Source organism: Myxococcota bacterium (assembly GCA_035498015.1).
Lineage (GTDB): Bacteria > Myxococcota_A > UBA9160 > SZUA-336 > SZUA-336 > VGRW01.
In genome coordinates, this window is the sequence record DATKAO010000186.1 from 1 (window position 1) to 7,953 (window position 7,953).

The 7,953-nt window shown below is 71.2% G+C and carries 12 protein-coding genes and 1 tRNA gene; 8 read left to right on the forward strand and 5 right to left on the reverse strand.

The annotated features are described in order from the left end of the window. The 3 genes from VMR86_16445 to VMR86_16455 all read left to right on the forward strand — a co-directional run. Positions 1–403, forward strand: a 403-nt coding sequence (locus VMR86_16445) for a nitrilase-related carbon-nitrogen hydrolase (protein HTO08640.1), incomplete at its 5' end; no start/stop codon positions are given. Between the two features lie 94 nt (positions 404–497). Next, complete coding sequence (locus tag VMR86_16450; GenBank protein HTO08641.1) at positions 498–809, forward strand: FHA domain-containing protein; 312 nt, start codon at positions 498–500, stop codon at positions 807–809. Between the two features lie 116 nt (positions 810–925). Continuing rightward, a complete protein-coding gene (locus VMR86_16455; GenBank protein HTO08642.1) occupies positions 926–1,201 on the forward strand; it encodes a hypothetical protein in 276 nt (91 codons plus the stop codon). A 202-nt stretch (positions 1,202–1,403) separates the two neighbouring features. On the opposite strand, the gene VMR86_16460 is transcribed toward VMR86_16455, so the two are convergent. Beyond that, entirely contained in the window at positions 1,404–2,024 is a 621-nt protein-coding gene (locus VMR86_16460; GenBank protein ID HTO08643.1) for a TIGR00730 family Rossman fold protein, read from the reverse strand. Beyond that, a complete protein-coding gene (locus VMR86_16465) occupies positions 1,999–2,928 on the reverse strand; it encodes a hypothetical protein (GenBank protein ID HTO08644.1) in 930 nt (309 codons plus the stop codon). The genes VMR86_16460 and VMR86_16465 overlap by 26 nt, the downstream gene beginning before the upstream one ends. 27 nt (positions 2,929–2,955) lie before the next feature. Here VMR86_16465 and VMR86_16470 point away from each other — a divergent pair, with 27 nt between their 5' ends. Both VMR86_16470 and VMR86_16475 read left to right on the forward strand, forming a co-directional pair. After that, on the forward strand, positions 2,956–3,579 hold the full coding sequence (locus VMR86_16470) for a sigma-70 family RNA polymerase sigma factor (GenBank protein HTO08645.1): 624 nt from the start codon (positions 2,956–2,958) through the stop codon (positions 3,577–3,579). Further along, complete coding sequence (locus VMR86_16475; GenBank protein ID HTO08646.1) at positions 3,576–3,818, forward strand: zf-HC2 domain-containing protein; 243 nt, start codon at positions 3,576–3,578, stop codon at positions 3,816–3,818. Before VMR86_16470 ends, VMR86_16475 begins: the two co-directional genes overlap by 4 nt. An 81-nt stretch (positions 3,819–3,899) precedes the next feature. Here the strand turns inward: VMR86_16475 and VMR86_16480 are convergent, their stop codons facing one another. After that, the gene (locus VMR86_16480) at positions 3,900–5,414 is read right to left on the reverse strand and encodes a mercuric reductase (GenBank protein ID HTO08647.1); all 1,515 of its coding nucleotides are present in this window, start codon (positions 5,412–5,414) and stop codon (positions 3,900–3,902) included. Further along, positions 5,411–6,376 carry an arsenosugar biosynthesis radical SAM (seleno)protein ArsS gene (gene arsS / locus VMR86_16485; protein HTO08648.1) on the reverse strand — a complete coding sequence of 322 codons (966 nt, stop codon included), beginning with the start codon at positions 6,374–6,376 and terminating at the stop codon, positions 5,411–5,413. Before arsS ends, VMR86_16480 begins: the two co-directional genes overlap by 4 nt. Here arsS and VMR86_16490 point away from each other — a divergent pair. The 3 genes from VMR86_16490 to VMR86_16500 all read left to right on the forward strand — a co-directional run bounded on the left by VMR86_16490 (position 6,375) and on the right by VMR86_16500 (position 7,582). Next, on the forward strand, positions 6,375–7,058 hold the full coding sequence (locus tag VMR86_16490; protein HTO08649.1) for a hypothetical protein: 684 nt from the start codon (positions 6,375–6,377) through the stop codon (positions 7,056–7,058). The genes arsS and VMR86_16490 overlap by 2 nt on opposite strands. 78 nt (positions 7,059–7,136) lie before the next feature. Further along, on the forward strand, positions 7,137–7,475 hold the full coding sequence (locus tag VMR86_16495; protein ID HTO08650.1) for a PilZ domain-containing protein: 339 nt from the start codon (positions 7,137–7,139) through the stop codon (positions 7,473–7,475). Between the two features lie 33 nt (positions 7,476–7,508). Further along, positions 7,509–7,582 (forward strand) — tRNA-Arg (locus VMR86_16500). 71 nt (positions 7,583–7,653) lie between these two features. Here VMR86_16500 and VMR86_16505 read toward each other — a convergent pair. Continuing rightward, positions 7,654–7,953, reverse strand: a 300-nt coding sequence (locus VMR86_16505; protein HTO08651.1) for a tyrosine-type recombinase/integrase, incomplete at its 5' end; no start/stop codon positions are given.

Below are 7,953 nucleotides of genomic sequence, written 5' to 3' on the forward strand. Positions count from 1 at the left end.
GCCGGGCAGCGAGCTCGCGCTGGCCAAGACCGACGCCTGCACGCTCGGTCTCTCGGTCTGCTACGACGTGCGCTTCCCGGAGCTCTACCGGCAGCTCAGCGAGCGCGGCGCCGAGGTGCTGCTCGTGCCCTCGGCCTTCACGGTGCCGACCGGGCGCGACCACTGGGAGGTGCTGCTGCGCGCGCGCGCGATCGAGAACCAGTGCTACGTGGTGGCGTCGGCGCAGTTCGGCGACCACAACCCGAGCCGCCGCTCCTTCGGCCGGTCGTTGATCGCCGACCCCTGGGGCACCCTGCTCTGCGTCGTGCCCGACGGCGAGGGCATCGGGCTGGCCGAGCTCGACTTCGCCCGCCAGGCGGAGATCCGCCGGCGCCTGCCCGCTCTTAGACACCGCCGTCTCTGACGACCGGAGCGTGGGTAGGGTGCCCACGCGACCACCGGAGCGTGGGTAGGGTGCCCACCCGACCATCGGCCAGGGATCAAGCGGTCTCCGAGCGTTGCCGATTCCGACCGCGATGCCCAAGGCCGCGCTCATCGTGCGCATGTCCGGACAGCCGGACGAGGTGTTCGAGATCAGCAAGCCCGAGACGCTGATCGGCCGCGCGCCCACCTGCGACCTGCAGATCCCGGACGACAGCATGAGCCGCGAGCACGCGGTGGTGCTGTGCGATGGCGAGACCGCCAACCTCGAGGACCTGCAGAGCACCAACGGCGTGAAGGTCAACGGCAAGCGCGTGCGCACCGCCGAGCTCGCCCACGGCGACGAGATCGAGATCGGCCAGACGCACATGGTCTTCACCTTCCGCTGACGGAAACGGTCTTCACACCCGGGGGTCGCACGGGCGCCCTACCCTGGCTCCGGGCCGCGAGAACGGCGTTTTGAGGCCGATTCTGGCGGGCATGGCGCTTGCTCAGCCCCCCGCGCATGAAGTTCCGCTGGCTGACCCGGCGCGCGCGCGAGATCGTGACCGAGAGCCTGCTCCACGAGGGCGAGATGGACGTCGACCGCCTGCTCGTGGCCGGCGCGGTCGTGGTGCGCGACGGCGAGCACTTCCGGATCGAGAGCGGCGACGAGTCGTGGACCGAGCTCGAGGCCAGCGCGCGCCGGCTCTCGGGCCTGTGTGACTGCGGCGCGGTGCTGTCCGTGAAGCACACCCGCGCCCACTGCCGCTCCTGCGGCCGCGAGTACCTCGCCCCCTAGGCCGAGCGAAGGCCGCCCTGAGCGAGGCCTGCAAACGACGGAGTCGCGCGCAGTGAGCCGCAGGCGAACGAACGCCAAGTCAGGTGGGATCGTCGCGGTGCAGGTCCTTGCGGCGGCGGTCAGGCCGAGCGAAGGCCGCCCTGAGCGAGGCCCGCAAGTGGCGAAGCCACGCGCAGTGAGCCGCAGGCGAACGAACGCCAAGTCAGGTGGGATCGTCGCGGTGCAGGTCCTTGCGGCGGCGGTCCCAGCCTTCGCGCACCAGGCGGCAGACCTCTTCGGCGGAGTCGACCACCGAGAAGAGCTTGAGGTCCTTGGGGCCGATCAGGCCCTGCTTCACGACCTCGCTCTGCAGCCAGTCGAGCAGACCCGACCAGAACCGAGTGCCGACCAGGATCACCGGCGTGTCGCGCGACTTGCCGGTCTGCTTCAGGGTGAGACACTCGAACAGCTCGTCGAAGGTGCCGAAGCCGCCCGGCAGCATCACGAACGCGCAGGCGTACTTCACGAACATGACCTTGCGCGCGAAGAAGTAGTCGAAGTGGATCACGGTGTCGGCGTAGCCGTTGTCGTGCTGCTCGAAGGGCAGCTTGATGTTGAGACCGACCGACGGCGCCTCGACCTCGTGCGCGCCGCGGTTCGCGGCCTCCATGGCGCCGGGGCCGCCGCCGGTGATCACGGCGAAGCCTTCGCGCCCCAGGCAACGGCCGATCTCGCGCCCGAGCTGGTAGATCGGAGTGTCTCGCGCGACGCGCGCGCCGCCGAACACCGAGACCGCGGGAAAGATCGGGGCGAGCGTCTCAAAGCCCTCGACGAACTCCGCCATGATCCGGAAGATCGTCCAGGTGTCCTTGCTGCGGAGTTCCGTCACGGCCTCGATCGGTATCGGGTCGCGGCGGCGGCGGGTTGACGCCCGGACCGCAGTCGCTGCAGGTCCAGCGAATCTTGTGACTCGACCGGACGTGCGTGCCGTTGGTCGCCTTGAAGTCGAGCGCCACCTGCAGCCGCGCGGCGCGCACGCGGCCATCGGGGGCCAGGTCGGCCTGGGAGCGCGCCTCGACCTCGGCCCGGCCGTCGAAGCCGCTCGCCAGGTGCAGTGAGTCGGCGCTGACCCGCCCTTCCCCGGCGCCGCCCTGCCAGCGCATGGGCACGTCGAGGCCGAGCGCGTACTGCCCGATCTGCGGCAGCGCCCGGAGCGTGGGACCAGCGGGTGAGCCCTGGGGCGGTAGGGCGAGCAGCCACCAGTCGGCGAGCGACAGGCCCGCCCAGACGGGATGCTGGCTGGCCCACGCGGGGTGGGTCGCCGCGCCGAAGCGGTCGAGCTCGGCGGAGGCCACGGGGCGCGCGCGCAGCTCGAGCACGGTGTCTCCCGCGGGGGTCGGATCGCCCGCGCCCAGCGAGACCGGCCCTTCGGCCGTGGTCGCGGTGAGTCCGAGCTCCGAGACCTGGAGCTCGCTCGTGCCCGCGGGCGCGCCGTCGATGCGGATCCGGTAGCGCTCCACGTAGAGGTCGAGCGGAGTGTCTCGCTCGGGCTCGGGCTCGGCGCGCAGCACCACGTCGGCCGCGCGTTCGATCGTGACCTTCGTGCCGTCGATCTCGGTCAGCTCGTCGGCCTCGAAGCGCCAGTGCTGCTCCGGGAACTTGCCGAGGCCGTACGGCGGCTCGGCCGCGCGCGAGCAGGCGAGCGCGCAAACGGCGGCACAGAGCACGAGGCTGCCAGCGAGTCTCAACGTAAGTCCTATGTTAGGTTTTCCCGCGTGGCACAGACCGCCGATCCCAACGCTGCAGCGAGTGCAGAAGCCGCTCTCGTCGCGCGCCTGCGCGCGGGCGACGAGGCAGCGTACGCGGAGCTGGTGCGCACGCAAGGCGGGCGCATGCTCGCGGTGGCCCGCCGGCTGCTGCGCTCCGAGGACGACGCCGCCGATGCCGTGCAGGAGGCGTTCGTTTCGGCCTTCCGCGCAATCGCCAGCTTCGAGGGCGGCGCGCGGCTCTCGACCTGGCTCCACCGGATCGTGGTGAACGCGGCGCTGATGAAGCTGCGCACGCGCACGCGCCGGCCCGAGGTCTCGATCGAGGAGCTCCTGCCCAAGTTCTTCGAGGACGGTCACCGGGTCGACGAGCCCGCCGAATGGCGCAGCCCGGCCCAGCTCGACGCCCTGGAGCGCCAGGAGACCCGGCAGCTCGTGCGCAGCCAGATCGACCAGCTGCCCGAGGACTACCGAACCGTCCTCATGCTTCGCGACATCGAAGGCCTCGACACGAAGGAGACGGCCGAGTTGCTCGGTGTCACACCCAATGCCGCGAAGATTCGCCTGCACCGGGCGCGCCTGGCGCTGCGCACCCTGCTCGATCCGCACATGCGCACGCGGGGGGCCGCATGAACTGTCGTGAGTGCACGGACTTCTTGATCGACTATCTCAACGGTGACCTGCCCGCCGCGCAGCAGCGCGTGTTCGAAGGTCACATCCAGCTCTGTCCCCCGTGCCTCACGTACCTCGAGAGCTACCGGGCGACGGTGAAGACCTGCGAGATGGCGCACGAGGACCCGCAGGAGCCCATTCCCGAAGCGATGGTCCAGGCGATCCTGGCCGCGCGGGCAGTGAAGCACAATAAGGTCTAGCCGAGCGAAGGCCGCCCTGAGCGAGGCCCGCAAGTGGCGAAGCCACGCGCAGTGAGCCGCAGGCGAACGTAGTCAATCAGACTACCGCTTGGAGCGGATCAGGCCGCGCAGCACGCGTGCCGCCAGCGGAGTGAGTCGCGTGCGCGTGTAGGCCGACGCGACCGTCTTGATCAGCTCGGGCTGCGTGGGGTACGGCAGCACGAGCTCCACGAGCTTGCCCAGGCCTACGCCGCCGGCCATGGCGGTGGCCAGCGGCGCGATCAGGTCGCCCGCGTGTCTCGCGACCACGGTCGCGCCCAGGATCGCGTCGCTGCCCTTGCGCACGTGCACCTTCATGAAGCCCGCGGACTCGCCGTCCGCGCGCGCGCGGTCGTTGTCGGCGAGCGGCGCCTGGAAGGAGTCGACGGCGATGCCCCGCGCGTGCGCGTCGCGCTCGTAGAGACCCACGTGCGCGACCTCGGGATCGGTGTAGGTGACCCAGGGAATCACCAGGTCGGCCGCGCGCCGCCGCCCGAAGAAGAAGGCGTTGCGCACCACGAGCTTCGCGGAAGCGTCGGCGGCATGCGTGAACTTGGTCTCGAGACACACGTCGCCGGCGGCGAAGACGCGGGGGTTGCTGGTGCGGAGCTGCGCGTCGACCGTGACTCCCCGGGCGTCGTAGCGGATGCCCGCGGCTTCGAGCCCGGCGTCCTCCACGTTGGGCGCGCGGCCGACCGCGACCAGCACGGCGTCGGCCTCCACCTCGCGCGGGCCGTGCGCGGTGCTCACCCGCAGCACGCGCGCCGCGCCGCGCCGCTCCACGCGCTCGAGCTTCGCGCCGAGCAGGAGCTCGACGCCATCCTGCTCGAGCGCCGCCGCCACCAGCGCCGCCGCGTCCGGGTCCTCGCGAATCAGGACCTGCGGCGCGAGCTCGAGTGCAGTGACCTGCGTGCCCAGCCGGGCGAACGCCTGGGCCAGCTCGCAGCCGGCCGGCCCTGCCCCAATGACCGCCAGCCGCCGCGGCTGCTCGACGAGCGACCAGACGCTCTCGTTGGTGAGACAGTCCTCGAGGCCCGGGATCGGCGGCGGCGCGGCGCGCGCGCCGGTGGCCACCACCGCGCGCTTGAACGGCAGCCGGGCACCGGCCACCTCGAGCGTGCGCGCGTCGACGAAGCGCCCGTGGCCGAGAAACACGTCGATGCCGAGCTCGCTGTAGCGCTTGGCCGAGTCGTGCGGCGCGATCTCGGCGCGCACCCGCCGCACGCGCTCCATGACCGCCGAGAAGTCGACCTCGACCTTCTCCGGCACCCGCACACCGAACTGTGTCGCCGCGCGCACGTCGGCCGCGGCGCGCGCCGAGCGCAGCAGGGTCTTCGAGGGCACGCAGCCGCTCACCAGGCAGTCGCCGCCGAGCAGGTGCCGCTCCACCAGCGCAACCCGCGCCCCCAGCCCCGCCGAGACGATCGCCGACACCAGCCCCGCCGTGCCGCCGCCCAGCACCACCAGGTCGTAGCGCGCGGCGGGTGCGGGGTTCCGCCAGCCCGGGGGATGCGCGTGCTCGACGAGCGCCCGGTTCCAGCGCTCCGCCGCGGGCTCGACCTGGCCCCACTCGCTCACTGGACCAGCGCCCCGCCGCAGCTCGAGCCGGCGCCGGCCGTGCAGCCGAAGCAGTGCTCGCCGGTCGCGATCGGCAGGCCCGTGAGCTCGCCGAAGTGACTCACGCTCCACAGCGTGCGGCGCGCCTCGCCCAGCGGCAGGTCGAGCGCCTGGTTGAAGTCGCAGTCGAAGAGCTCCCCGCGCCAGTCGACCGAGACCGTGTCGCGGCACATCAGGCCGGGCAGTGTCTCGGGATTGAAGTGATTCACGAGCAAAGCCTGGTAACGCGCAAGCTCGCCGCGGCGCGCGAGCCACTCGGCGTGGCGGCGGATCGGCATGTTGGTCAGCGTGAGCAGGCGCCGGAACGCGATCCCGTAGTGACTCCCGAGCTCACGCCGGTAGTCGGCCTCGAGCGCGGCCTGCGCGGGCGGCAGACTCGGCCCCACCGGGTTGTACACGAGGTCGAGCGCGAGCGGGCTGTCGGGTCCGCCGTAGCCCAGCGCGTTCAGCGCCTGCAGCGCCGCGATGCTGCGCTCGAACACGCCGCGCCCGCGCTGGCCATCGACGTTGCCCTCCTGGTAGCAGGGCAGCGAGGCCACGACCTCGACCTGGTGCGCGGCGAGAAACTCGGCGGTGTCGGCGTGGCCGGGCTCCTGCAAGATGGTCAGGTTGCAGCGGTCCATCACGCGCCGGCCCAGCCGCCGCGCCTCGCGCACGAGCTCGCGGAAAGATCCGTGCATCTCCGGCGCACCGCCCGTCAGGTCCACGACCTCGATGCCCGGGCTCGCCGCCAAGAGCTCGAGCGCGCGCGCCACCGTGCGCGCGTCCATGGCCTCGGTGCGCCTGGGCGAAGACTCGACGTGGCAGTGATGGCAGGCGAGATTGCAGCGGCGGGTCAGGTTGAGCTGCAGCACGCGCGCCGGCCCGCGCTGGAGGGGCGATAGATCGCGCGCGGCCAGCGCCGCGTCGAAGGAGCTCGGCATGCACCGCAGGATACCCGCCCTCCTCTGCCTCGTGCTCGCGGCTTCGGTGCGCGCGCAGGACGGCTACCAGCAGCCCCAGCACCTGACCGAGGACGAGATCGCGATCGCCTACATCGCCGGCCGCTTCTCCGCACCGGTCACCTGCAAACGCCAGGACGGAAGCGTCTTGCAGATCGAAGACGCCATCGAGCTCAAGCCCGCGCCCGAGGCAGGCGGCGGCAACTCACTCAAGGTCACCTTCTTCGGCATCGAGGTGGGCGACGTCGACTACTGCTACAACCTGATCGAGCGCCGCGTGCCCGACCGGCGCGGCACGATCCTGCTCCACTACCGCTCGCACAACCGCAAGGACCTGGGAAGCACCGACTTCCGGCGCTCCGCGCAGAGCGGGTCACTCACCTACAACGCGCACGAAGGCGTGCTGAAGGAGCGCCCGATCGGCTCCAACCCCGACAACGTGTCCCCGCGCGAGCTCGACTTCGGCGGCGGCGACAGCCGGCTGGTGGTCGAACCCATCCAGCCCGGGAGCGACGGCGCGAAGCTCTACGCCGACTTCGACGGGCGCAAGAGCTTCGGCGACGCCGAAGGCGAGAAGTTCCGCCGCTATTCCTTCCGATTCATCGCAAAAGACGGCCGGGAGTTCAGGCTCTACGCCACGCAGGACATGAAGCACCGGAGGTAGGTGCGCCCTGCGCATCCGCTGCGCGTCCCCGGCCCCCGGCTCGTAAAGGCGTCTTGCGGGGGCGTCGATACCGGCGAGATGCGGAAGGCCCCCGAGGTCGAGAGGCGCAAGCTGCGCAGGATCCTGAAGCGCATCCCGGCCTCCTTCGAGGCCGGCTCGATGCGCGGCAAGGGCTACATCAAGAACGTCTCGAAGGAAGGCGTCTTCGTGCGCTCCAGCGTCCTGCCGCCCGTGGGCGCCGACGTGCGCATCGTCTTCCCCGACCGCAACGGCACCAAGATCGAGGCGCGCGGCCTGGTGCGCTGGACGACCGACCAGCTCGCCCCCGCCGAGAAAGCCAAGCCCGGCTTCGGCGTCTACATCCCGCGCGGCAACGAGACCTTCGACGAGTTCTTCGAGCAGATCCTGCTCGGCTGACTCCCGCCCGCCAGACGCTAGACTCGCCGCCACGTCCCCGTAGCTCAGTTGGATAGAGCGGCTGCCTCCTAAGCAGCAGGTCGTGCGTTCGAATCGCGCCGGGGACGCTGAGGATTTTGGCGAGTCGGGTCTCAGTCGTGGTGCCAGTGTGGTGCCAACGTTGCCAAACCAGACCCAGCTACCGCCCGAGCACGGCATCGAGCGCCGCTACGGCCTGAGCCTCTGCCGCCGGCAGTGCGTGCGCGTACCGGTCGAGCGTCATCGCAGCCGACGCATGGCCGAGCCGAGCGGAGACCGCCTTCACGTTCACGCCTTCGTGCAGCAGCAGGGTCGCGTGCGAGTGTCTGAGGTCGTAGAGGCGGATCGCCGTCGACAGCCCCGCCGCCGAGAGCGCGGGCTTGAAGTAGCGAGCGACCACGTTCCGAGGGTCGAGCAGACCGCCTACGTCATTCGAGAACACGAGATCCGCGGTCCGGTC

Excerpts from the sequence above, each read along its gene's own strand:
- VMR86_16455 (HTO08642.1), top strand. The coding sequence starts at position 926 with ATGAAGTTCCGCTGGCTGACCCGGCGCGCGCGCGAGATCGTGACCGAG.
- VMR86_16460 (HTO08643.1), bottom strand. The coding sequence starts at position 2,024 with ATGGCGGAGTTCGTCGAGGGCTTTGAGACGCTCGCCCCGATCTTTCCC.
- VMR86_16475 (HTO08646.1), top strand. The coding sequence starts at position 3,576 with ATGAACTGTCGTGAGTGCACGGACTTCTTGATCGACTATCTCAACGGT.
- VMR86_16490 (HTO08649.1), top strand. The coding sequence starts at position 6,375 with ATGCACCGCAGGATACCCGCCCTCCTCTGCCTCGTGCTCGCGGCTTCG.
- arsS (HTO08648.1), bottom strand. The coding sequence starts at position 6,376 with ATGCCGAGCTCCTTCGACGCGGCGCTGGCCGCGCGCGATCTATCGCCC.
- VMR86_16495 (HTO08650.1), top strand. The coding sequence starts at position 7,137 with ATGCGGAAGGCCCCCGAGGTCGAGAGGCGCAAGCTGCGCAGGATCCTG.